At 71.5% G+C, this 21,900-nt stretch carries 21 protein-coding genes and 1 riboswitch; of the genes, 12 read left to right on the top strand and 9 right to left on the bottom strand.

Annotation, left to right across the window (positions count from 1 at the left end; translation table 11 throughout):
- The first annotated feature begins 33 nt into the window (after positions 1 to 33).
- Positions 34 to 1,080, top strand: a complete 1,047-nt coding sequence (locus M8542_RS41520; protein ID WP_257925874.1) for a LacI family DNA-binding transcriptional regulator — start codon at positions 34 to 36, stop codon at positions 1,078 to 1,080.
- On the opposite strand, the gene M8542_RS41515 is transcribed toward M8542_RS41520, so the two are convergent.
- Both M8542_RS41515 and M8542_RS41510 read right to left on the bottom strand, forming a co-directional pair.
- The gene (locus tag M8542_RS41515; protein WP_257925873.1) at positions 1,023 to 3,926 is read right to left on the bottom strand and encodes a glycoside hydrolase family 3 C-terminal domain-containing protein; all 2,904 of its coding nucleotides are present in this window, start codon (positions 3,924 to 3,926) and stop codon (positions 1,023 to 1,025) included. The genes M8542_RS41520 and M8542_RS41515 overlap by 58 nt on opposite strands.
- Entirely contained in the window at positions 3,923 to 5,629 is a 1,707-nt protein-coding gene (locus tag M8542_RS41510) for a discoidin domain-containing protein (RefSeq protein ID WP_257925872.1), read from the bottom strand. The genes M8542_RS41515 and M8542_RS41510 overlap by 4 nt, the downstream gene beginning before the upstream one ends.
- A gap of 468 nt (positions 5,630 to 6,097) precedes the next feature.
- Here M8542_RS41510 and M8542_RS41505 point away from each other — a divergent pair, with 468 nt between their 5' ends.
- Positions 6,098 to 8,311, top strand: coding sequence for a discoidin domain-containing protein (locus M8542_RS41505; RefSeq protein ID WP_257925871.1), 2,214 nt, complete (start codon positions 6,098 to 6,100; stop codon positions 8,309 to 8,311).
- Here the strand turns inward: M8542_RS41505 and M8542_RS41500 are convergent.
- Positions 8,213 to 9,748: an FAD-dependent monooxygenase gene (locus tag M8542_RS41500; RefSeq protein ID WP_257925870.1), complete on the bottom strand. Its 1,536-nt coding sequence runs from the start codon at positions 9,746 to 9,748 to the stop codon at positions 8,213 to 8,215. The two genes, M8542_RS41505 and M8542_RS41500, sit on opposite strands and share 99 nt — an antisense overlap.
- A complete protein-coding gene (locus M8542_RS41495) occupies positions 9,745 to 10,707 on the bottom strand; it encodes an MBL fold metallo-hydrolase (RefSeq protein WP_257925869.1) in 963 nt (320 codons plus the stop codon). The genes M8542_RS41500 and M8542_RS41495 overlap by 4 nt, the downstream gene beginning before the upstream one ends.
- Before the next feature lie 100 nt (positions 10,708 to 10,807).
- On the opposite strand from M8542_RS41495, the gene M8542_RS41490 reads away from it, so the two are divergent.
- On the top strand, positions 10,808 to 11,341 hold the full coding sequence (locus M8542_RS41490) for a MarR family winged helix-turn-helix transcriptional regulator (protein ID WP_257925868.1): 534 nt from the start codon (positions 10,808 to 10,810) through the stop codon (positions 11,339 to 11,341).
- Here M8542_RS41490 and M8542_RS41485 read toward each other — a convergent pair.
- A complete protein-coding gene (locus M8542_RS41485) occupies positions 11,338 to 11,943 on the bottom strand; it encodes a GTP cyclohydrolase II (protein WP_257925889.1) in 606 nt (201 codons plus the stop codon). The genes M8542_RS41490 and M8542_RS41485 overlap by 4 nt on opposite strands.
- Positions 11,944 to 12,202: 259 nt before the next feature.
- On the opposite strand from M8542_RS41485, the gene M8542_RS41480 reads away from it, so the two are divergent.
- Together M8542_RS41480 and M8542_RS41475 are read left to right on the top strand one after the other, a co-directional pair.
- Positions 12,203 to 12,865 (top strand): Rv1352/Rv1906c domain-containing protein, encoded by a 663-nt coding sequence (locus tag M8542_RS41480; RefSeq protein ID WP_257925867.1) that lies wholly within the window; start codon positions 12,203 to 12,205, stop codon positions 12,863 to 12,865.
- Positions 12,866 to 12,911: 46 nt separating this feature from the next.
- Positions 12,912 to 13,544, top strand: coding sequence for a LysE family translocator (locus M8542_RS41475; RefSeq protein ID WP_257925866.1), 633 nt, complete (start codon positions 12,912 to 12,914; stop codon positions 13,542 to 13,544).
- A gap of 6 nt (positions 13,545 to 13,550) precedes the next feature.
- On the opposite strand, the gene M8542_RS41470 is transcribed toward M8542_RS41475, so the two are convergent.
- Positions 13,551 to 14,609: a cobalamin-independent methionine synthase II family protein gene (locus tag M8542_RS41470; RefSeq protein ID WP_257925865.1), complete on the bottom strand. Its 1,059-nt coding sequence runs from the start codon at positions 14,607 to 14,609 to the stop codon at positions 13,551 to 13,553.
- Positions 14,610 to 14,815: 206 nt separating this feature from the next.
- On the opposite strand from M8542_RS41470, the gene M8542_RS41465 reads away from it, so the two are divergent.
- Positions 14,816 to 15,079 (top strand): DUF3040 domain-containing protein, encoded by a 264-nt coding sequence (locus tag M8542_RS41465; RefSeq protein WP_257925864.1) that lies wholly within the window; start codon positions 14,816 to 14,818, stop codon positions 15,077 to 15,079.
- 14 nt (positions 15,080 to 15,093) lie between these two features.
- A complete protein-coding gene (locus M8542_RS41460; RefSeq protein ID WP_257925863.1) occupies positions 15,094 to 16,122 on the top strand; it encodes a DNA polymerase IV in 1,029 nt (342 codons plus the stop codon).
- Here the strand turns inward: M8542_RS41460 and M8542_RS41455 are convergent.
- A complete protein-coding gene (locus tag M8542_RS41455; RefSeq protein ID WP_257925862.1) occupies positions 16,119 to 16,778 on the bottom strand; it encodes a TetR/AcrR family transcriptional regulator in 660 nt (219 codons plus the stop codon). The genes M8542_RS41460 and M8542_RS41455 overlap by 4 nt on opposite strands.
- A gap of 87 nt (positions 16,779 to 16,865) precedes the next feature.
- Here M8542_RS41455 and M8542_RS41450 point away from each other — a divergent pair, with 87 nt between their 5' ends.
- The 5 genes from M8542_RS41450 (at position 16,866) to M8542_RS41430 (ending at position 20,899) form a co-directional block, all read left to right on the top strand.
- Positions 16,866 to 17,756: an AurF N-oxygenase family protein gene (locus M8542_RS41450; RefSeq protein ID WP_257925861.1), complete on the top strand. Its 891-nt coding sequence runs from the start codon at positions 16,866 to 16,868 to the stop codon at positions 17,754 to 17,756.
- Between the two features lie 45 nt (positions 17,757 to 17,801).
- Positions 17,802 to 18,491 (top strand): hypothetical protein, encoded by a 690-nt coding sequence (locus M8542_RS41445; RefSeq protein ID WP_257925860.1) that lies wholly within the window; start codon positions 17,802 to 17,804, stop codon positions 18,489 to 18,491.
- Positions 18,488 to 18,970, top strand: coding sequence for a GNAT family N-acetyltransferase (locus tag M8542_RS41440; RefSeq protein WP_257925859.1), 483 nt, complete (start codon positions 18,488 to 18,490; stop codon positions 18,968 to 18,970). Before M8542_RS41445 ends, M8542_RS41440 begins: the two co-directional genes overlap by 4 nt.
- Before the next feature lie 31 nt (positions 18,971 to 19,001).
- A riboswitch (S-adenosyl-L-homocysteine riboswitch) is annotated at positions 19,002 to 19,078 on the top strand.
- Between the two features lie 84 nt (positions 19,079 to 19,162).
- Positions 19,163 to 20,623 carry an adenosylhomocysteinase gene (ahcY, locus tag M8542_RS41435; RefSeq protein ID WP_257925858.1) on the top strand — a complete coding sequence of 487 codons (1,461 nt, stop codon included), beginning with the start codon at positions 19,163 to 19,165 and terminating at the stop codon, positions 20,621 to 20,623.
- Between the two features lie 120 nt (positions 20,624 to 20,743).
- Positions 20,744 to 20,899, top strand: coding sequence for a hypothetical protein (locus M8542_RS41430; RefSeq protein WP_086678182.1), 156 nt, complete (start codon positions 20,744 to 20,746; stop codon positions 20,897 to 20,899).
- A gap of 38 nt (positions 20,900 to 20,937) precedes the next feature.
- Here the strand turns inward: M8542_RS41430 and M8542_RS41425 are convergent, their stop codons facing one another.
- Both M8542_RS41425 and cmtR read right to left on the bottom strand, forming a co-directional pair.
- Positions 20,938 to 21,579, bottom strand: a complete 642-nt coding sequence (locus tag M8542_RS41425; RefSeq protein WP_257925857.1) for a cation efflux transmembrane domain-containing protein — start codon at positions 21,577 to 21,579, stop codon at positions 20,938 to 20,940.
- Complete coding sequence (gene cmtR, locus M8542_RS41420; RefSeq protein ID WP_257925856.1) at positions 21,576 to 21,893, bottom strand: Cd(II)/Pb(II)-sensing metalloregulatory transcriptional regulator CmtR; 318 nt, start codon at positions 21,891 to 21,893, stop codon at positions 21,576 to 21,578. The genes M8542_RS41425 and cmtR overlap by 4 nt, the downstream gene beginning before the upstream one ends.
- Positions 21,894 to 21,900 lie beyond the last annotated feature (7 nt).

Below are 21,900 nucleotides of genomic sequence, written 5' to 3'. Positions count from 1 at the left end.
GGCACCACAGGGCTCGGCTCCCCGGGAGGTCGGATGCGCGTCACGATCGCCGAGGTCGCCCGCCGGGCGCGGGTGAGCAAGACGACCGTGTCGCGGGTGCTCAACAACAAGGCCGACGTCGACGCGGCCACCGCCATCCGGGTCCGCGAGGTGATCGCCGCGACCGGCTACATCCCGAGCGCCGGCGCGGTCGGGCTGGCCCGGGGCGTGACGCGCACGGTCGGCATGCTGGTGCCCGGCCTGACGTGGCCGTGGATGGGCGAGGTGCTGCAGGGCGTCGCCGACGTCGTGGAGGCCAAGGGTTACGGCCTGCTGCTGTCCACGGCCAACCGCGGCTCGGACTCCCTGGAGGAGTTCTCCCGGCAGGTGTCGGCGAAGGCGTTCGACGGGCTGCTGCTCGTCGAGCCGCCGGACGCGGTGCGGCACCTGCGGGTGCTGCACGACTCCGGGCTGCCGGTGGTGGTGATCGACGACCGCGGCCGCCGTCCCGCGTTCCCGTCGGTGGGCACGAGCAACCGGCTGGGTGGCGCGGCCGCGGCGGAGCACCTCCTCGCCACCGGCCGCACCCGGCTCGCCACCGTCACCGGGCCCCGCGACTTCGGCTGCACCACCGACCGCCTCAACGGGTTCAACGACGCCGTCCTCGACGCCGGTCTGACGCTCGACCCGCGCCTGATCATCGAGGGCGACTTCACCGGCGAGAGCGGCGAAGCGGCGATCATCCAGCTCCTCGAAACGGGCCCGGAGTTCGACGCCGTCTTCGCGCACAACGACCTCACCGCGGCCGGGGTGCTGGCCGGGCTGCGGAAGTTCGGCCGCGCGGTGCCGGGGGACGTCGCCGTGGTCGGCTTCGACGACATCCCCCTGGCCGCGCACACCCAGCCACCGCTGACCACCGTCCGCCAGCCCCTGCGCGAGATGGGCGAGGCGGCGGCCCGTCAGCTGCTCGCCCTGCTGGGTGGGGCGCCCCGGCCGGACGAGCCGCTGATCGTGCCGACCTCGCTGGTGGTCCGCGAGTCGACTCAGGTGACGGTCAGCGCCGCCGAAAGCGGCACGTTGCGCGAGGAATCCCCGAGGTAGACGCGGTACTGGCCCGGGTTCGTCGTCCACGAACCGGTCCAGTGCGCGAGGTCCCGCGGGGTGAGCGGGAACGACACCTGGGCACTCTGCCCGAGGCTGAGCTGCACCTTCTTGAACCCCTTCAGCTGTTTGGGCGGCTCGCCGTTGCCGGCGGGCTGACCGACGTAGAGCTGGACGACGTCGGCGCCCGCGCGGGTGCCGGTGTTGGTCACCGTCGCCGTCACGGTGGCCGTGCCGTTCGTCCCCGAAGGCGTGACGACCAGGTTCGAGAACCCGAACGTCGTGTACGAGAGCCCGAAGCCGAACGGGAACAGCGGCTCGATGTTCCGGCTGTCGTACCACCGGTACCCGACGTTGAGCCCTTCGGAGTACTCGATCCGGTCGTTGGCGCCCGGGAACTGCTGGACGTTCGCCGTGGGCAGGTCGGCGAGCTGCTTCGGGAAGCTGACCGGCAGCTTGCCCGACGGGTTGACGTCGCCGTAGAGCAGCGACGCGATCGCGTTGCCGTTCTCCTGGCCGGGGTACCAGCCCTCGATGACCGCCGCCGCTTTGGACAGCCACGGCATGGTCACCGCCGACCCGGTGTTGAGGACGACGATCGTGCGCGGGTTGGCCGACGCGACGGCGTCGATCAGGTCGTTCTGCTGGTGCTGCAGGTCGATCGTGTCGAGGTCCTGCGTCTCGGACTCGCCGTAGCTGGCGAACACGATCGCGACGTCGGCGGCCCGCGCGGCCGCTACCGCGCCCGGGATGTTCGGCGTCTGGACGTGCTCACCCGCGCCGTCCACATAGGACACCGTGACCCCGGCCCCGGCCCGCGCCTTGATCCCGTTGATCGGGTTCACCGACGCCGGCGACGGGTTGACCTTGGCGCTGCCACCGCCGATGTTCTGCGGGTCGATCCCGTCGCCGCCGGACAGCGCGATCGACTTCGTCGACGCGGTGAGCGGCAGGACGCCGGTGTTCTTCAGCAGCACCGATCCGGCCGCCGCGACGTCCCTCGCCGTGGCGACGTTCGCCGCGTTCGTCACGACCGACTGCGGAGTGCCCCGCCGCGCCCGGTCGAACACGCCGAACCTGAACATCTGGGTCAGCACCCGCCGGACCATGTCGTCGACCCGCGCCTGCGTGACCTCGCCGCGCGAGACGGCGTCGAGCAGGCCCTGGCCGAAGAAGGCGCCGCCGGGCATCTCCATGTCCAGGCCGCCGTTGGCCAGCTGGCGCGGGCCGCCGGTCGCCGAGCCCCAGTCGGAGCCGACGAAGCCGTCCCAGTTCGCGTCCTGCTTGATCGCCGTGGTGAGCACACCGCTGTTCTGGCAGGCCGGGACGCCGTTGATCTGGTTGTAGGCGCACATCATGGACGCGACCTGGCCCTGGCTCGCCACCTGCTGGAACGCCGGCAGGTACAGCTCGTGCAGGGTCCGGTCGTCGATGATGACGTTGTCCGACGGCGTCCCGCGTGACGCCCCGGCCTCGACGTTGTAGGCGGCCGCGTGCTTGGCCTGCGCCATTACGCCCTGGTTCTGGATGCCCTGGACCGTCGCGGTTCCGGCCGCCCCGGCGAGGTACGGGTCCTCGGCGTAGGTCTCGAAGTTGCGGCCCCACCGGGGGTCGCGGACGAGGTTGATCGTCGGGCCGAGGACGACGTCGGCGCCCTTGCCCGCGAACTCGGCGCCCATCGCGCTGCCGTACCGGCTGAGGAGCCCGGTGTCCCAGGTCGCGGCGGCCGTCACCGGCGCCGGGAACTGGGTGACGCCGTCGAGGCCGTCGCCGACCCCGGCCGGGCCGTCCTGCAGGCCGAGCGCCGGGATGCACAGCTCGGGCACGGCGTCGGTGTTGCCGATGTAGGGCCCGGTCGCGCCGTTGCCGTGCAGCACCTTGATCTTCTGCTGCGCGGTCATGGCCGCCATCAGCTGGGTGACGCGGTCGGCCACCGGCGCGGTCGAGCCCACCCACGGGCACCCGGTGGTCGGTGGTGCGCTGTCGGTCGTGTGCACCGCGAACTCCCACAGCGAGACACCCCACTGCGTGGCCCGCGCGGTCGCGGTCATCCGCACGTAGCGAGCCGTGCCGGACACCGCCGGGTGCTCGGTCCCGCCCGCGCCGGCCACGGTCGCCGCCGTCGTCCACGAAGTCCCGTCGGTGGACAGCTGGATCGTGTACGCGCTCGCGTAGGCCGCCTCCCAGGTCAGGTCGACACCGCAGACCGGCCGCGAGCTGCCGAGGTCGACCTGGAGCCACTGCGGGTCGGCGGCCAGGCTCGACCACCGGGTCCCGCCGTCGCCGTCGACCGCCGCGCTCGCCGGGAACGCGTCCGACTGCACGCTGGACGCCGTCGCCGGCTGCCGCAGGCCCGCGTTCGCACTGCCGCACGCCTGCGCCGAACCGTCGCCGAAGACCTGGAACTCCCACAGCGAGACACCCCACTGGGTGGCGCGGTGGGTGGTGGTCAGCCGGACGTACCGGCCGCTCCCGGACACCGGCAGCGTCTGGGTGCCGCCGGTGCCGGTCGTGGTCGAGTACACAGTGGACCACTGGCCGCCGTCGGCCGAGGCCTGGATCGTGAACGCCGTGGCGTACGCCGCCTCCCACTGGAGGACGACCTGGCTGAGGCGGTGCGACGAGCCAAGGTCGACCTGCAGCGTCTGCGGGTCGGCGGCGAGGCTGGACCAGCGCGTGCCCGGGTCGCCGTCGACGGCCGCGCTCGCGGGGAAAGCGGCGTTTTCGGTGGAGGAGGCGGTCACGGCGTGCCCTTGGGAGAGCAGGGCCGGGGCCGCCTGGGCGGTGAGCGGCGGGACCGCGAGCAGTCCCACCACCACCGCCGCACCGAGGGCGAGCCGCCTCACTGGTAGACCCGCACGTAGTCGATCACCATGTCCTGCGGGAGGACCGTCCCGGCGCCCGGCGGGCCGGGGAAGTCCCCGCCGATGGCGTTGTTGAGGATCAGGAAGAACGGGTGGTCGTACACCCACGGCCCGCGCGTGCTCTCGACCGTGGCGCGGTTGATCGTCTCGAACGCGTTGCCGTCGACGGAGAACGTCATGTGGTTCGCGTCCCAGTCGAGGCCGAACTTGTGGAAGCCCGCCGAGACGTCCTGGCCGAGGTCCAGCGGGGCGCCGATGCCGCCGGCGCCGTTGTACGCGGGCGCGTGGATGGTCGAGTAGGCCAGGTTCGGCGACTTCCCGACGTGCTCCATGATGTCGATCTCCCCGCAGTTCGGCCACGGTGTGCCGCTGAAGAAGTTGGCGCCCAGCAACCAGAACGCGGGCCACAGCCCCTGCGTGCCGGACACCTTGATGTTCGCCTCGACGTGCCCGTAGGTGAAGCTGAACTTGCCGGCGGTGTTGATCCGGCCCGAGGTGTACTGGCAGGTGCCGCTGCCGCTGATCGGGTCGACCGGGCAGGCGCTGCCCGGCGTGGCTTCGCGGCGGACCTGGATGACGAGGTTGCCGCGGCCGTCCTGCTTGGCGTTGTTGTTGTTCGTGTAGTACTCGAGCTCGTTGTTCACGCCCGGGCCGGTCTCGGCGGTCCACTTGCTCGCGTCCGGGCCCGCGCCCGCGGCGCCGTTGAACTCGTCGCTCCAGACCAGCGTGCCCGGGAAGTGCGGGGCCGGCGGCGCGGGCGGCGGGGTGGTCGGGTTGCCGCCGGTGCCGTAGACGTCGAAGCCCCACAGCGAGTAGCCGTAGCCGTTGGAGCGGGCGGTGCCGTACATCCGGACGTACCGGCCGGAGCCGTTGACGGTCAGGGTCTCCTTGAAGCCCTTGCCTGTCGTGGTCGAGTAGACCGACGTCCAGTTCGCGCCGTCGTTCGACACCTGGATCTGGTACGCGACGGCGTAGGCCGGGTCCCACTGCAGGACCACCTGGTGGACGGCCGCGACCGCGCCGAGGTCGACCTGGATCCAGCCCGGGTCGACCCAGCCGGTGGTCGCGCTCGTCGCCCAGCGCGTGGCGGGGTCGTGGTCGAACGCCTTGGCCGGGACGCAGCCGGGGCAGGCGCCGTCGTCCTGGTACGACGAGGCCGTGCCGGACTTGCCGTAGGAGAGCAGGACGTCGCCGGGCGGCGTGGTGCCGCCCCCGCCGTAGACCTGGAACTCCCACAGCGAGTAGCCGTACTGCGTGGCGCGCTGGGTGCCGGTGAGCCGGACGTAGCGGCCGCTGCCGGTGACGTTCAAGGTCTGTGTCCCGCCGGTCGCGGTGGTCGTCGAGTAGAGCGACGTCCAGTTCGCGCCGTCGGTGGAGGCCTGGAGGGTGAAGGCCTTGGCGTAGGCGGCTTCCCAGTTCAGCACGACCTGGGACAGCTGCTGGGTGGAGCCGAGGTCGACCTGCAGGGTCTGCGGGTCGGCGAACGCGCTGGACCAGCGCGTGCCGGGGTCGCCGTCGACCGCGGCGGCAGCCGGGAAGGCGGCGGACTCGGTCGAGGACGCCGTCACCGGACGGCCTTGGGAGAGCAGCACGGGCGCGGCGTGGGCCGCGGCCGCGGGGAAGAGCGCGGCCAGGGTCAGGGCGAGGACGGCGAGAACCCGGGTTCTCGGCGGGCGGCGTTGCATGGGCACCTCCACGGCGAACCGGCGCCGGGGCGGCCTTGCCCCGGCGCGGATCGGCTCACGTGGTCCTCGGCGCGGGTGTGGGTCCCGCTCGTCGGCACGCTCTTAGTTCAGGATATAAATAAAGAGCCGTAAAATGTCAACGACGCTGCGCCGGACGGTCGCGGACCACCCCGGACACTGGTCCGGGAGAACGAATCCGCGCTGGATCCTTGACTCCGCCGAACCCCGCGCTGTTAACTCTGATCCGCTGGAACCGGTTCCGTGACCGCCACCCGGATCGGTTCTCCGCTTCACGCACACCCTCGGGTTGACCGGTTCGCGCTCTTCGCACCGCCTGGCACCGCTCCTCCGGCTCACGGCGCCGGCGAGCGCGGCGCGCGAACCCGCCGCACCACCCGACACCGGCGCGAGCTGTGGGGCTCGCCCGGTCCCGTTCGCCCGTCCTCCCCTCGAGCAGCAGGCAGGCCGATGAGATCAACGACGTTCTCCCCCGTACACCGCCTCCTCGTCATCGCCACCACCTTCGTCACCGCGGTCACCACCGCGGCGGTGGTCGGCTCCGCACCCGCGCAGGCCGCCGCGTGCGGGACCACCAACCTCGCGCAGGGCCACCCGGCGACCGCGTCGTCCACCGAAAACGGCGGGACGCCCGCGTCCGCGGCCGTCGACGGCAACACCGGGACGCGCTGGTCCAGCGCGTTCAGCGACCCGCAGTGGCTGCAGGTCGACCTGGGTTCCGCGCAGCAGCTCTGCGACGTGGCGCTCACCTGGGAAGCCGCGTACGCGAAAGCGTTCTCCGTCCAGCTGTCCTCGGACGCGACCACCTGGACGACGGCGTACTCGACCACCACCGGCGCCGGCGGCACGCAGACCGTGGCCCTCACCGGCACCGCCCGCTACCTGCGGGTCTACGGCACGCAGCGGGCGACCGGCTACGGCTACTCCCTGTGGGAAGTGGCCGTGCACGGCACCGGTGGCGGCACCACGATCCCGCCGACCGACCCGCGCAACCCGGACCTCGGGCCGAACGTGTCGGTGTTCGACCCCTCGACCCCGGCCGCGACGATCCAGAACCGGCTGACGCAGATCGCGAACCAGCAGCACACCAACCAGTTCGGCAACGAGCGCTACGCCGTGCTGTTCAAGCCCGGTAACTACAACGCCGACGTCAACCTCGGGTTCTACGAGCAGGTCGCGGGGCTGGGCCTCTCCCCCGACGACGTCAACCTCAACGGGCACGTGCGCGTCGAGGCGGACTGGCTGCAGCAGGGTGACAACCCGGCCAACAAGGGCAACGCGACGCAGAACTTCTGGCGCTCCGCCGAAAACCTGTCGGTGACCCTGCCGGCCGGACAGGTCGAGCGCTGGGCCGTCGCGCAGGCCGCGCCCTACCGCCGGATGCACCTCAAGGGCAGCCAGATCCAGCTGTGGAACGGCGGCGACGGCTGGGCCAGCGGCGGTCTCATCGCCGACAGCAAGATCGACGGCGTCGCCGTGTCCGGCTCGCAGCAGCAGTTCCTGACCCGCAACAGCGAGCTGGGCGGCTGGCAGGGCGGCGTCTGGAACATGGTGTTCGTCGGCTCGACCGGCACCCCGCCGGCGTCGTTCCCGAACCCGCCCGAGACCGTCGTCGGCCAGACCCCGGTGATCCGCGAGAAGCCGTTCCTCTACGTCGACGGCTCGGGCAGCTACAACGTGTTCGTCCCGGCACTGCGGCAGAACTCGTCCGGCACCAGCTGGGGGCACGGCGCGCCGGCCGGCCAGTCGATCTCGCTCAGCGAGTTCTACGTCGCGCACCCGTCCGACTCGGCCGCGACGCTCAACGCCGCCCTGGCCGCGGGCAAGAACCTGCTGGTCACGCCCGGCGTGTACCACCTCGACCAGGCGCTGAACGTCACGCGTCCGGACACTGTGGTGCTCGGGCTCGGCCTGGCGACGCTGATGCCCACCAACGGGAACGCGGCGATCACGACGTCCGATGTGGACGGCGTGAAGATCGCCGGGCTGCTGGTCGACGCGGGCGCGGTGAACTCGCCGGTGCTCGTGCAGGTCGGGCCGCCGGGGTCGAACGCCAACCACGCGGGCGACCCGACGTCGCTGCACGACGTGTTCTTCCGGATCGGCGGCGCGGCCGTCGGGAAGGCCACGCAGACGCTGGTGGTCAACTCGAACAACGTCATCGGCGACCACATGTGGCTGTGGCGCGGCGACCACTCCAACGGCGTCGGCTGGAACGTCAACACCGCGGCCAACGGCCTGGTCGTCAACGGCGCGAACGTGACGATGTACGGCCTGTTCGTCGAGCACTACCAGCAGTACGAGGTGCTCTGGAACGGCAACGGCGGCCGGACGTACTTCTTCCAGAACGAGATGCCGTACGACCCGCCGGACCAGGGTTCCTGGTCCAGCGGGGGCGGCCGGCAGGGCTGGGCGGCGTACAAGGTCGCCGACTCGGTGACCAGCCACGAGGGCTGGGGCCTGGGCAGCTATTGCTTCTTCAACACCAACCCGTCCATTGTGGCCAGTCACTCCTTCGAGGTGCCGAACAACTCCGGGGTCCGGTTCCACAACCTCGTTTCGGTCTCACTCGGTGGCGTCGGCACGATCGCGCACGTCATCAACGACTCGGGTGACGCCGCGAACACCGGGCACCAGGTGAGCCCGCTGGTCAGCTACCCGTAGCACCGCGGCGACGTACGCGTCCGGGCGGACCAGCCAGGCTTCGCCCGGACGCGCGCCCAGCGCCCCGCCGACCGGGATCTCCACCGCCCGCGTCCCCTCGGCCTGCACCCCGGGGGTCGTCAGGAGGAGGAACCCCTGGCGGGCCAGGTCACGCAACCGTCCACTCTCGACGGTCACGTCCGGCAGCAGCACCCCCGGTCCCGGCGGCGGCAAGGTCCCGCGCCGGGGCCGTCCGGTGTGCGGGCGCGCCGGATCGGGCGTGGTCAACGGCGAATCCGCGTACCAGAACGGTTCGGCCAGCCGCCCCGAGTCGACCTGCTCGTGCACCGCCGGGTCGGTCGCCGCGCGGGTCAGGATGTCCAACCGGCGCTCGCGCTGGTCGTCGTCCTGCGGCACCAGGAAGTCCATCGTGGCCGTGGTGACCGCCGCGTTCTCGGTGGCCGCCGCGTGCCGCTCGGTGTGGTAGCTCTCCAGCAGGTCCTCGTCGGCCTGACCGCGCAGGACCCAGGCGAGCTTCCAGGCCGCGTTCTCGGCGTCGGCGACGCCCGAGTTGAGCCCTCGCGCCCCGAACGGCGCCACCAGGTGCGCGCAGTCCCCGGCCAGCAGCACGCGCCCGACGCGCATCCGGTCGACGAGCCGCGTGTGGAAGCGGTACACCGAGCGCCAGACGACCTCGTAGGGCCGGTCGCCGATGATCGCCCGGATCCGGTGGTCGAGGGCGCCGCCGGTCTCCTCGGCCGTGAGGTCGTAGTCGTCGGGGACCTGCCAGTCGATGCGGAACTGCGAGCCCGGGCACGGGTGGATCAGCACCTGCCGCCCCGGGTTCCACGGCGGGTCGAAGTAGAAGCGGCGCTCGGCCGCCCACCCCGGCAGGTCCGCCCGGATGTCGCAGATCAGGAACAGGTCGCGGAAGGAGAACCCGCCCAGGTGCTGGCCCAGCGCTCGCCGCACGGTGTCGCCGCGCGAGCCCGCGCACGCGATCGCGTACTCGGCCTCGATCCGGCGTGGCCCGTCCCTGGTCTCGCACTCGACCACGACGCAGCCGGGCTGGGTCACGCCGGTGACGCGGTGCCCGCGGCGGACGTCGATCAGCGGCTGCGCCGCGATCAGCTCGTCGAGCACCTCCTCGACGCGCGCCTGCGAGATGTTGACGAACGGCGGCAGCGCCGACCCGCCGTCGGGCAGCTTCAGCGAGAACAGCTCCGTGTCGTGGTGGAACGTCCGGGCGGTCGTCCAGGTGAGGCCTTCTTCGGCGAGACAGCCGGCGCCGAGCGACGCCCAGACGTCCAAAGTGTCCCGTTGCTGGCAGATGGCCTTGGACCCCACGGGATCGCGCACCTCGTGCTCGTCGACGAGCACCACGGGCACGCCCCAGCGCGCGAGCAGCAGCGCGGCGGTCTGGCCGACCGGGCCGCTGCCGAGGACGGCGACCGTCATCCCTGCAGCTGGTCCCAGACTTCGCGGTCGCGCTCGGCGGTCCACACCACCGGCCGCTCGATGCCGCCCAGCTCGTCCCACAGGCGCGAGACGTCGAAGGGCAGGCAGTGCTCGAAGATCGGCCAGTGCCCGTACTGGTCGTTCAGCGCCGCGTGGGTGCGGTCGAAGGCGTCCTTGAGCGTGCCGCCGGCGTCGCGGACCGCGCCGACCTCGCGGATCATCGTGTCCAGGAAGTGCCGGGTCTGCGCGATGGCGGCGTCGACGGCCTCCCGGCCCCGGCTCACCCCGCCGCGACCGCCGATCAACGTCTCGGCGCCGAACTCGCCGACGCGGTCCAAAGTGGACGAAGCCCAGTCGCGGTGGAACGCGTCGCCGGTGTACAGCGCGGCTTCGGCTTCCACGAGATCGCCGGCGTAGAGGATCTTCCGGCGCGGCAGCCACGCGACGATGTCGCCTTCGGTGTGCCCGCGCCCGCAGTACTGGAGCACGAGGTCACCGCGGTCGCCGCCGAGGTCGATAGTGAGGCGGTCGGAGAAGGTGAGCGTCGGCCAGGTCAGGCCGGGCACCGAGTCGGCGCCCTTGGCCAGCCGCGGCATCCGGCCGAACTCGCTGGCCCAGTCCTCCTTGCCGCGCTCGGCGACCAGCGCCCGGGTGTTCTCGTGCGCGACGATCACTTCGGCGTCGAAGGCGGACGCGCCGAGCACGCGGACCGCGTGGTAGTGGCTGAGCACGAGGTAGCGGACGGGTTTGTCGGTGTGCTCACGCAGTTTCGCGAGCCATTCGGCGGCCGCGACCGGCGTGGCCAGCGCTTCGAAGCAGACGAGGAAGTCCTCGCCTTCGACGGCGCCGATGTTGGGGTCGCCCTCGGCGGTCAGCGCGTAGACGCCGTCGTCCAGGACTTCCAGGGTCTGAGCTTTTTCCGCCAGGTCGGCCGAAGAGGCGAAGGCTTTCTTCGTCACGGCGAGCGCTCCTTCTGATCGTCAAAGGTTTGACTATCTGCTCGTCAGGTTAGCCCGCCGGGCCGCCGCTGGGAACCCCTCTTCGCCTAATCTGAGGCGCATGACCGACCGACCGGCCGAAGAGCTCGACTACCTTTCGTTCGTCGACTACGCGATCGGGAAGACGAAGGCGGAGCTGCCGGACACCGACCCGGTGGCGATGCGCCTCGGCCTCACCCTGCACCGGTTGGCGGGCGCGCTGGTCTACGACTGGGAGTCGACGGTGCACCGCCCGCGCGGCCTGAGCTGGGGCGGGTTCCGCGTGCTGTTCGTGCTGTGGCTGGCGGGCCCGCTGGAGTCCCGCCACGCGGCCCGGCTGGCCGGGATGAGCCGCGCGGCGGTGTCGGCGCTGGTCAAGACGCTCGAGCGGGACGGCCTGGTGACCCGCACGCAGGTCCCCCGCGATCGCCGGGCGGTCGAGCTCGCGCTGACGGAGGCGGGCCACACGGCGGTGACGGACGCGTACCAGGCGCACAACACGCGCGAGCAGGCGTGGTCGGCGTCGCTGACCCCGGCGGAGCAGACGGTCCTGATCGGACTGCTGGAGAAGCTGACGACGGGCCCCGCCGCGGCGGCGGCCCAGCGCCTGGCCTAGCTGGCGAGCCCGGGCAGCGTGTGCCCGGTCTGCTCGGCCTTGGCGCGCAGGTACCGGACGTTGTCCCCGGTGGCGAACACCCCGGTCGGCACCTGACCCCGCACCCGGATCCCGGCTTCCTTGAGCTGCGCGGCCTTGTCGGGGTTGTTGGAGAGCAGATCGACCTCTTGGACGCCAAGCGCCCCGAGCATCTGCGCGGCGACGGTGTAGTCGCGCGCGTCTTCGGGCAGCCCGAGCGCGGCGTTGGCGGCATAGGTGTCGAGGCCGCCGTCTTGGAGGGCGTAGGCGTCGAGCTTGTTGTACAGCCCGATCCCCCGGCCTTCTTGCCGCAGGTAGAGCAGGTACCCACCAACCTCGGAGATCTTCTCGACGGCTTCGGCGAGCTGGGGTCCGCAGTCGCAGCGCGCGGACCCGAAGACGTCCCCGGTGAGACATTCGGAGTGCGGCCGCACGAGCGGCACGTCACCGGGCGTGCCGAGCACGAGGGCGAGGTGCTCACCGCCATCGGCAAGGCCCCGGAAGGTGACGGCCTCGGCGTCGACGGAGAGGCCACCGTGGAGCCGCAGGGGAATCCGCACCCGCGTCCGCACCTCAGCCGTCATGCCCTCGCCCCTGGAGTCACCCACAAGATCGACCCTACCGGAAGTTCACTTGGGAGCATTCCGCTCGGGTCCGCCGTCACAGTGGGGGCAACAGCGGAGGTCTGGTGGTTCTTCCCGGGTGGTGTGTGGGGGGTGTCGCAGGGTTGGTGGCCGGCACGCGCGGTGGTGGTTCGGACACGTATTTGCCCCGAGCCGCTCCCTAGCACTGCCACCTCGGAAGCGCCCGGTTTGGCCATGGTTCCTGGGCGGCGGCATCCTGATGTCGGCGATGATCCTGGGCGCCGCGATCATCGTCGTGTCCGGCACCGGAAGCAGCCACAGCAGTCCGCCGACGCCTGCCCCCACGTCCACCGGCGCGCCCGCGACTTCTTCGGGCTGGAGCAATCCGGCGGGGCTCTCGCGCACCGCGCTGCCCGACATGATCCGCTCACACGTTCCGGCAGTCGCCACCGTTTCGGACGTCGACCTGCTCGGTATCGCGGACTCCTACTGTTCGGCGTGGAGCCGGGAGGCCGACCCGAAGACGATCTTCCAGAAAGGTGTCGAATCCGGCTTCAGCCAGGAGGACGCGCAGCTGCTGATGTCACTCTCGACCGGTGCGCTCTGCCCCCAGTTCAACGACCGCGTCACCTACGACGCCGTCGGCTGGCACCCTGGCGGCGCCACCTCCGCTCCCCCCGCCCCGGCCGCACCGGCCACCAGCGTCGGCGAGGGCACCTACAAGGTCGGCGAGGACCTGGAGCCGGGCAGCTACAAAGCCGACTGTGTCGGCCACGGCTACTGGGCGCGGCTGCGCGACGACTCCGGCACCGACATCATCGCGAACGACCTCAAAGCCAACGGCGGCCCGATGCGCTTCACCGCGAAGAAGGGCGAATACGTCGAGATCTCCGGCGGCTGCACCTTCACCAAGATCAAGTGACAGCCGACCGGGAAAACCGGTGGCCACCCCCTCCTATCCTCGAGCCATGATCCCCGGTGCCACGGCCGCGTCCTTCCTCCTCGTCGTCATCCTCGGCGCCATGTCCCCCGGCCCCGACTTCGTCGTGGTCACCCGGACCTCGATCTCCGGAGGAAGAAGGGCCGGCATAGCCGCCGGCGCCGGGATCGCGCTCGGCGTCTTCGCCTGGGTTGTCGCCATCGCCTTCGGGGTTGCCGCCGTGCTCACCGCGTCCGCCGTGGCCTTCACCGTCGTCAAGCTCGTCGGGGCCGCTTACCTCGTCTTCCTCGGGGTCAAGGCCTGGCTGGCCGTGCGCCGCGGTGAGTACCGGGATCTCGGCGAAGCCCGGGACGTCAAGCCGCTGGACGCCGGGGCCGCCTTCCGGCAAGGCCTCTTCACCAACCTGCTCAACCCCAAGGTCGCCGTCTACTTCCTGGCGCTGCTCCCCCAGTTCCTCCCCGCCGACGGCTCCACCCTGCAGACACTGGAGCTCGCCGTCATCGCCACCCTCGGCACCGTCCTGTGGTTCGCCGCCCTCGCGCTCGTCGTCGGCGCCCTGAAGCGGTTCTTCAGGGACAGCCGGGTCCGGCGGGGCCTCGACGCCGTGCTCGGCAGCGTCCTCGTCGCCCTGGGGCTGAAGGTCGCCGCCGAGACGGCGTGACTCCGCTCAGAGGCTCTCGGACGCCAGCCGCGTGCCCTCCACCCGTGCGGTGATCTTGGCGAACGCCAGGTCGCGCGACGTCGACGTGTCGTCGGCGAACGGGGAGAACCCGCAGTCGTCGCACGTGCCGAGGCGGTCCGCCGGCAGGTGCTTCGCCGCGGCCAGCACCCGGTCGCGGACCTCCTCCGCCGTCTCCACCCGCGGGTCGATCGGGTCGATGACGCCGACGAAGACGCGCTGGTCCGCCTTGAGGTGCTCGGCGATGGTGCGCAGCACCCGGTCCGGCTCGGGTTCGCTCGCCAGCTGGACGAAGAACTTGCCCGCCTTGAGCGAGAACAGCGTCGGCAGCAGGTCCGCGTAGTCGACGTCGAGGCTGTGCGCCGAGTCCTGGTCGCCACCCGGGCAGGTATGGACGCCGATCTTCGCGCGTTCCTCCGCAGTGAACCGGTCGAGGACGGCGTTGTTGAGGTCGACGAACTGCCGCAGCAGCCCGCCGGACGGGTCGAGCTTCAGCGAAAGCCGCCCCTCGGTGAAGTCGAGCTGCACGCTGTCCGCGCCGGCTTCGAGGCTGCGGCGGATGTCCGCCTCGGCCTCGTTCACCAGGTCGGCGACGAACTGCTCCTGCGAGTACCCGTCGATGCCGTCGCCCGGGTAGATCAGCGACAGCGCGGACGCGGCGATCACGGCCTGCTTGACCGGCTTGTCCGTGAGCGCCTTCGCGCGCGTCAGGTAGGCGTCGGCGTGGGTGGCGTAGCGGAACGGGCCCGCCGTCAGCCGCGGCAGCTGCCGGGTGTGCCCGTCGGCGAAGGGGATGACGACGCCGTCCGGCGCCAGCGCGGTCAGCCCGGCCAGCGGGTACGTCGCGAAGCTCGGCTTGCTCTGCTCACCGTCCGACAGCACCGGCGAGCCGGTCTCCTCGAACCGGCCGATCGTGTCGGCGAGCGCCCGGCTCTCCAGCTCGGCCAGCGCGGCGGCGTCGAGGCGCCCGGCCGCGAACGCGCCGAGCCCTTCGACGAGGTAGTCCGGCCGCGGAATGCTGCCGATCGGTTCGGTGGGCAGGGTCATCGATGTTCCTCCGGTTGTGCGAAGGGAGCCGTCACCGGCCGCGTGCGGAAGGGAACGTAACGTGTCCCCCGGCGGTCACTGAGCGCCGATCACCCGGTCGGCGCAACGAAAAAGCACGAAATGAGAAGGCGTTCGGCGGTTCGCCGGAGGGACGATTGGGTATTCGCTCTGCGATACGGCGGGTACGGCGCCGAAGGAGTACCCCGATGCTCAGTCACCACGATCGCACCGAGCTGGAGAAGATCGAGCGGAGCCTCGAGCTCACCGATCCCGGGCTGGCCGCCGCCCTCCGCGACGGCAAGCGCCCGAAGTCGCGCGCGCTGCGGAGCACGCTGCTGATCGCCGTCGACGTCATCGCCGTGACCCTGCTGGTCCTGGGGCTGATCCTGCCCGACCCGGGGGTCACGCTCTGCGGGATCCTCGCGCTGACCGGCACGGTCTGGACCCACGTGGCGCGGCACAAGATCTGAGGCAGACTGGGCCCGTGAAGTGGGTCCTGCACGTCGACCTCGACCAGTTCATCGCCGCGGTCGAGATCGCCCGCCACCCCGAGCTGGCCGGCAAGCCGGTGGTCGTCGGCGGCAACGGCGACCCCACCGAGCGCGCGGTCGTCGCGACCGCGTCGTACGAGGCCCGCGAGTTCGGGATCCAGTCCGGCATGCCGCTGCGGATCGCCGCGAAACGCTGTCCCGACGCGGTTTTCCTGCCCTCGGACCAGCCCGCGTACCTCGAGGTGTCCGAGCACGTGATGGCCGTGGTGCGGGAGTTCCCGGTCGTGGTGCAGGTGCTCGGCTGGGACGAGGCGTTCGTCGGGGCGGACACCGAAGACCCCGAAGCCCTGGCCGCCGAGATCCGGGCCGCCGTCGCGCGCGAAACCGGGCTGTCGTGCGCGGTCGGCATCGGGGACAACAAGCTGCGGGCCAAGCTCGCCACCGGGTTCGGCAAGCCGGGCGGGATCTACCGGCTCACGCAGGAGAACTGGTGGGCCGTGATGGCGCAGCGCCCCACCGACGCGCTGTGGGGCATCGGCGGCAAGACGGCGAAGAAGCTGGCGGAGGCGGGCGTCCACACGGTCCTCGACCTGGCGGGCGCGGACCCGGCGGCGCTGGCGGCTCGGTTCGGCCCCAAGACCGGTCCCTGGCTGCGCCTGCTCGGCGGCGGCATCAGCGACGCCGACGTCAGCGCGACGCCCTACGTCGCTCGCTCGCGCAGCCGGGAGACGACGTTCCAGCGCGACCTGGCGGACCCGGCGGAGATGGCGGCGGAGGTGTCGGCGCTGGCCCGGCGCGTCGCCGAGGACGTGCTGGCGGAGGGCCGCCCGGCGGCGCGGGTCGCGGTGAAGGTCCGGTTCGTGCCGTTCCTGACCCACACGCACAGCATCACGCTGCCGGAGCCGACGTCGGACGCGGCGGAGATCGACCGGGCGGCGCGCGAGGTGCTGGGCATGTTCGAGCTGACCCGCGCGGTGCGGCTGCTCGGAGTGCGGGCGGAGTTCCCCCGCGAAGACGGCTAAAGCGCGTCCGGCAGGGGCAGCGGCCGGTCCGGGTCCAGCGCCACCCCACCGGCCTGGAGCGTGTGGTCCAGCATCGCCCAGATCGTGCCGGTCAGCTGGGCCGTCAGCTGGGCCAGGGAAAGCGTGCCGGGGTGGTCCAGCCAGCGGGTCGTCGCCGATTCGACGTAGCCGACCAGGCCGAACGCGATCGTGTCCGCCGGCGCGGGGTCGAGGCCGAACGCTGTCAGGTAACCCGTGAACAAGGCGCTCAGGTGGCGGGCGATCGCGCCGCGGACGTCCGTGCTCGCCTCCGGGCGGCCCGGCAGCGTGCGGACCAGGTACCGGTGCAGGTGGGCGTGCTCGGTCAGCCAGCGCAGGTGGGTCGAGATGACCGTCGCGATCATCTCGTTCGGCGAGCCCTCCGGGTGCCACAGCGGCGCCAGCTCCGCCGTCACCAGCTCGGCCGCCCGTTCCGCGATCGCCCGCTGGAGGTCCGCCGCGCCGTCGAAGTGGCGGTAGAGCCGGGTGCGGGCGACGCCGGCGCGCTCGGCGATCTGCTCGGTCGAGACGTCCGGGCCGTGTTCGGCGATGGCGGCGAGCGCGGCGTCGACGAACTCGGCGCGCCGCCGTTCCTGCTGGCCCGCCCAGCGCGCCGCCCGCCCGTCGACCTTGGTCACGGCGAAAGCCTACTCACCGGTCGCAAGGCGGTGTACGCTCCCGAAGTAGCTAGTACAACGTGTACCCCTTACTTTCCGGAGGTCGCCATGGGCGTCGAGGCCCAGGACCGGGACGTCACCGCCGCTCGCCTGCTCAAGAGCTCCGCGAAGAACTCCTACGACCCGTACGTCGACATCGACTGGGCCGCGCCGCTCGCCGACGGCAAGGCGTACATGCCCCTGGAGCGCGTCTCCCTCTACGGCACCGAGCTCTGGGAAAAGCTGACGCCGGAGCAGCGGATCGAGCTGTCCAAGCACGAGATCGCCAGCATCATGAGCGTCGGCCTGTGGTTCGAGATCGTCCTCATGCAGCTGCTCGCCCGCTACGTCTTCGACCTCGACGCGCGCACCGAGCACGCGCAGTACGCGATGACCGAGATCGGCGACGAGACCCGCCACTCGGTGATGTTCGCCCGCACCGCCGACCGGCTCGGCGTCCCCCGCTACGGCGTCCCGAAGGTTGTGCACCGCGCCGCGAAGGTGTTCGGCGCGACCGCGGCCGGCCCGTCGATGTTCGCCAGCGTGCTGGTCGCCGAGGAGACCACCGACCGGCTGCAGCGCTCGATGATGGACGACGACGGCATCCAGCCGCTGATCCGCTCGGTCAACCGCATTCACGTCGTCGAGGAGGCCCGGCACGTCCGGTTCGCCAAGGAAGAGGTGCTGCGCGAGACGCCGAAGCTGTCGAAGGCGGCGCTGCAGCGGCACCGGATGCGGACCGCGCTGGTCGCCTTCGGCGTCATCGACAGCATGGTCGACCCGCGGATCTACCGCAGCGTCGGGATCGCTCCCCGCGAAGGCCGGGCCGCGGCGCTCGCCAACCCCCACTTCCACGAGACGCGGCGCTGGATGGCGGAGAAGATCGTGCCGTTCCTGCGCGAGGCGGGGCTGATCGGCGGCCGGTCGGAAGGCATCTGGCGGCGCGCCCACCTCGTCTGAGAAAACACCTTCCCGAGACGGCCCGGAGTGCGCCACTATGCCCCGGTGACCGAGGGCCTCTCGCAGGAATTCCCCGGCGGACCGCCGCCGCCACAGCCGCCGCAGTACCCGGCACCCCGGCCGCCGCTCGCGCGGCCCATGATCGCCGGCCTCCTCGGCGTGCTCGTGGGCGCGTTCCTGGTCGGTGTGCCGTGGCTGGTGCTGAGCCTCTGGGGCGACACGCCGAGCGGCCGCTCGCTGACCGCGCCGGCGAACCTCGGCGGGCTCGGCCGGGCCCAGGACGCGATCGCGAAGGTCGACGCCCAGCGCGGCAAGCCCCAGATCGACCGCATCGACAAGACCGACCGGGAGACCGGCGCCCGCGTGTCGGCGGCCTACGGCGGCGCGGCCGCGGTGGTCCAGGACTACCAGGACGACCGGCTGCTGCGGTCCTTCCAGCTGATCGCCGTGCGCGCGTCCTCGCCGGAGCTGTTCGCCCCGTTCGAGGACGTCCAGGCCCTCGGCGTGGCCAAGCCGAGCACCGAGCTGGTGCGCGTCGGCGACGTCGCGTGCCTGCTGCACAACGACCCGGCCGCGCCCGGCTCCACCCCGGACCCGGACCGCTCCTTCGTGCTGAGCTGCCAGCGCACCGGTCCCGGCCTGACCGTCACGGTGCGGAGCCTGGCCACCGAAGGCAACCGCGATCCCCAGGAGCTCGCCGGGATCGTCGAGCAGGCGTGGAAGGAGCTCGGGTGATCACCCTCCGGACCGCCCGCGCCGACGACGAACCCGCGCTGGCGACGCTCGACCGACGCACCTGGACGACGGCGGTCTCCCCCGCTCCCGCGCCCCCACCCGGCACCCCGTTCTTCGACGACGGCGACGACCCCGAAGACTTCCTCGTCGCCGAGCACGACGGCGTGGTCGCCGGTTACGTCCGCCTCGCCGCCGGGTTCCCCATCGCCGCCCACGACCACGTCCGGGTCATCGGCGGGCTCGCCGTCGACCCGGACCGGCGCCGGCTCGGCATCGCCCGCCGGCTCGTCGACGCCGCCGTGGCCGAAGCGCGGCAGCGCGGCGCACGCAAGGTGACGCTGCGCGTGCTCGGTCACAACACCGCCGCCCGCCGTGTCTACGAGAGCTGCGGCTTCGTCGTGGAAGGCGTGCTGCGCGGAGAGTTCCGCGTCGATGGAGCCGACGTCGACGACGTGCTCATGGCCGTCCGGCTCGCTTGACAGCTTCGCGGCGGCTTTGCCATCCTGGTTCCGGGTCGAGAGGCGCTGCGACGGAACTCTTTCCGCCACGCTCGGCCCGGACCACGACTCCAAGGGCGCCTCCCGCGAGGGAGGTGCCCTTCTTTTGGTTGCCGGGGACATCCGTGCCGCCTCCCGAGCGTTCCGCAAACGAGCTCCGGAGTGCACCGAGACATGAGCGAGAAACTGCAGACCCGAAACGGCCTCGACTTCGCCGTCGCCGACCTCGCGCTGGCCGAGGCCGGGCGCACCCAGCTGCGGCTGGCCGAGCACGAGATGCCCGGCCTGATGGCGATCCGCGAGGAGTACGCCGCCGCGCAGCCGCTGCGTGGCGCCCGCATCGCCGGCTCGCTGCACATGACCGTGCAGACCGCCGTGCTCATCGAAACCCTCGTCGCGCTCGGCGCCGAGGTGCGCTGGGTGTCCTGCAACATCTTCTCCACCCAGGACGAGGCCGCCGCCGCGGTCGTCGTCGGGCCGGCGGGCTCGGTCGACGCGCCGGCCGGCACCTCGGTCTTCGCGTGGAAGGGCGAGACGCTCGAGGAGTACTGGTGGTGCACCGACCGGCTCTTCGCCTTCCCCGGCGGCCAGGCGCCGAACATGATCCTCGACGACGGCGGCGACGCCACCTTGCTCGTGCACAAGGGCGTCGAGTTCGAGGCCGCGGGCGCGGTGCCGCAACCGTCCGAAGAGGACCCGGAGGAGTACCGGATCATCCTCGAGACCCTGCGCGCCAGCCTGGGCCGTGACGGCGACCGCTTCACCCGGATGGCCAAGGAGATCCGCGGCGTCACCGAGGAGACGACCAACGGCGTCAAGCGGCTCTACAAGCTCGCCAAGGACGGCGAGCTGCTCTTCCCCGCGATGAACGTCAACGACTCCGTGACGAAGTCCAAGTTCGACAACAAGTACGGCATCCGGCACTCCCTTGTGGACGGACTCAACCGCGCCACGGACGTGATGATCGGCGGCAAGCGCGTGGTCGTCTGCGGCTACGGCGACGTCGGCAAGGGCGCGGTCGAGGCGCTGCGCGGCCAGGGCGCCCGGGTCTCGGTCACCGAGATCGACCCGATCTGCGCGCTCCAGGCGGCGATGGACGGGCTCGACGTCGTCGAGCTCGACGACGTCGTGGCCCACGGTGACATCTTCATCACCACCACCGGGAACTTCGGCATCATCTCCGCGGACCAGATGAGCCGGATGAAGCACAACGCGATCGTCGCCAACGTCGGGCATTTCGACAACGAGATCGACATGGCCGGCCTGGCGAAGCTGCCCGGCGTGGTCAAGAAGGAGATCAAGCCGCAGGTGCACGAGTGGACCTTCGCCGACGGCCACGCCATCATCGTGCTCTCCGAAGGCCGCCTGATGAACCTCGGCAACGCGACCGGCCACCCGTCGTTCGTGATGTCGAACTCGTTCACCAACCAGGCCATCGCGCAGATCGAGCTGTTCGCCAAGCCCGGCGAGTACGCCACCGACGTCCACCGGCTGCCCAAGCACCTCGACGAGAAGGTGGCCCGGCTGCACCTGGCGGCCCTCGGCGTGAAGCTCACCAAGCTCACGAAGGAGCAGGCCGACTACATCGGCGTCGACGTCGAAGGTCCGTACAAGCTCGATCACTACCGGTACTGATCCGAGATTGCTCCGTTTGACGCAGTTTGCCGCACCGGGAAAGTGGCCATCCTCCCCGTGACAGCGCATCCGCCCGGCCGGCATGCCGGACGGGTCCCATGCGAAGGAGTGTGTGTCAAAGTGATCGTTCTCGGTGTAATTCTCCTCATCATCGGGTTCATCGTGGGAATCCCGGTGCTTTACACCATCGGCATCATTCTCGCGGTGGCCGGCGTGGCACTGGCCATCCTGGGCGGCACCGGCCGTCGGATCGGTGGGCGTGCGCACTGGTACTGATCCACTAGCCCGCTAGTGGCCAACGGCCTGGCACGGCGTCAGCAGCAATGCTCGCCGCGCCAGGCCGTTCGGCCTTCTTTCACCGCCACGGCGGCGATGGCGAGGGCGACCAGCGGGTCGGCCCACCACCAGCCCAGCGCGGCGTTGAGCAGCAACCCGGCCAGCAGGACCGCGGAAAGGTAAGTGCAGAGCAAAGTCTGCCGCGAATCCGCGACCGCGCTGGCCGATCCCAATTCCCGCCCCGCCCGTCGTTGTGCGGCGGACAAGGCGGGCATCACCGCGAGCGAAACCGCCGCGAGCACGATTCCCGTGCGGGAGCTTTCCGGTGCGACACCGGAAAAGAACGTGCCGACGGCTTCGGCCGTCACGTAGGCCGCGAGCGCGAAGAACGACAACGCGATCGCCCGCAGCGCCCGCCGTTCACGAGCTTCCGGGTCACGACCCGAGAACTGCCACGCGACCGCGAGCGCCGAGGCGACCTCGATCACCGAGTCCAGCCCGAAGCCGATCAGCGCGCCCGAGGACGCCTCGGTCCCGGCCGCCAGCGCGACGACCGCCTCGACGACGTTGTAGGTGATGGTCGCCGCCACGAGCAGCCGGACGCGGCGCACGAGCACCGCCCGGCGGTCCGGCGGGACCGGGACCGGCGCGCAGCAGCCGTCCGCACAGGCGCCGGTCATGCCGGCTCGCATTCGTCGCGTGGTTCGACCGCCAGCACGACCTGGACGAGCTCGCGCAGCGCACGGGCCAAGTGGGCATCGGCGATCTCGTAACGCACCTGACGGCCCTCGTAGCCGGCCACGACGAGCCCGCAGCCCCGCAGGCACGACAGGTGGTTCGAGACGTTGGAGCGGCTCAGCCCGAGTTCGGTCGCGAGCCGTCCGGGATAGGCGGGTCCGTCGAGCAGCGCGGTCAGGATCCGGCAGCGGGTCGGGTCCGCGAGCGCCCGGCCGATCCGGGCCAGCGCCGACTCACGCGTCTCACAGGTCACCATGGGCTGA

Origin of the sequence: Amycolatopsis iheyensis (genome assembly GCF_024703995.1) — a bacterium.
Taxonomy (GTDB): Bacteria; Actinomycetota; Actinomycetes; order Mycobacteriales; family Pseudonocardiaceae; genus Amycolatopsis; species Amycolatopsis iheyensis.
The sequence above is the reverse complement of the archived record's forward strand: the minus strand, read 5'-3'. Positions and strand labels throughout refer to the sequence as shown.

Coding starts and splice junctions, on each gene's coding strand:
- M8542_RS41480 (WP_257925867.1), top strand. CDS start 12,203: ATGTCGGCGATGATCCTGGGCGCCGCGATCATCGTCGTGTCCGGCACC.
- M8542_RS41505 (WP_257925871.1), top strand. CDS start 6,098: ATGAGATCAACGACGTTCTCCCCCGTACACCGCCTCCTCGTCATCGCC.
- M8542_RS41490 (WP_257925868.1), top strand. CDS start 10,808: ATGACCGACCGACCGGCCGAAGAGCTCGACTACCTTTCGTTCGTCGAC.
- M8542_RS41475 (WP_257925866.1), top strand. CDS start 12,912: ATGATCCCCGGTGCCACGGCCGCGTCCTTCCTCCTCGTCGTCATCCTC.
- cmtR (WP_257925856.1), bottom strand. CDS start 21,893: ATGGTGACCTGTGAGACGCGTGAGTCGGCGCTGGCCCGGATCGGCCGG.
- M8542_RS41485 (WP_257925889.1), bottom strand. CDS start 11,943: ATGACGGCTGAGGTGCGGACGCGGGTGCGGATTCCCCTGCGGCTCCAC.
- M8542_RS41425 (WP_257925857.1), bottom strand. CDS start 21,579: ATGACCGGCGCCTGTGCGGACGGCTGCTGCGCGCCGGTCCCGGTCCCG.
- M8542_RS41450 (WP_257925861.1), top strand. CDS start 16,866: ATGGGCGTCGAGGCCCAGGACCGGGACGTCACCGCCGCTCGCCTGCTC.
- M8542_RS41500 (WP_257925870.1), bottom strand. CDS start 9,748: ATGACGGTCGCCGTCCTCGGCAGCGGCCCGGTCGGCCAGACCGCCGCG.
- M8542_RS41470 (WP_257925865.1), bottom strand. CDS start 14,609: ATGACCCTGCCCACCGAACCGATCGGCAGCATTCCGCGGCCGGACTAC.
- ahcY (WP_257925858.1), top strand. CDS start 19,163: ATGAGCGAGAAACTGCAGACCCGAAACGGCCTCGACTTCGCCGTCGCC.
- M8542_RS41520 (WP_257925874.1), top strand. CDS start 34: ATGCGCGTCACGATCGCCGAGGTCGCCCGCCGGGCGCGGGTGAGCAAG.
- M8542_RS41510 (WP_257925872.1), bottom strand. CDS start 5,629: ATGCAACGCCGCCCGCCGAGAACCCGGGTTCTCGCCGTCCTCGCCCTG.
- M8542_RS41465 (WP_257925864.1), top strand. CDS start 14,816: ATGCTCAGTCACCACGATCGCACCGAGCTGGAGAAGATCGAGCGGAGC.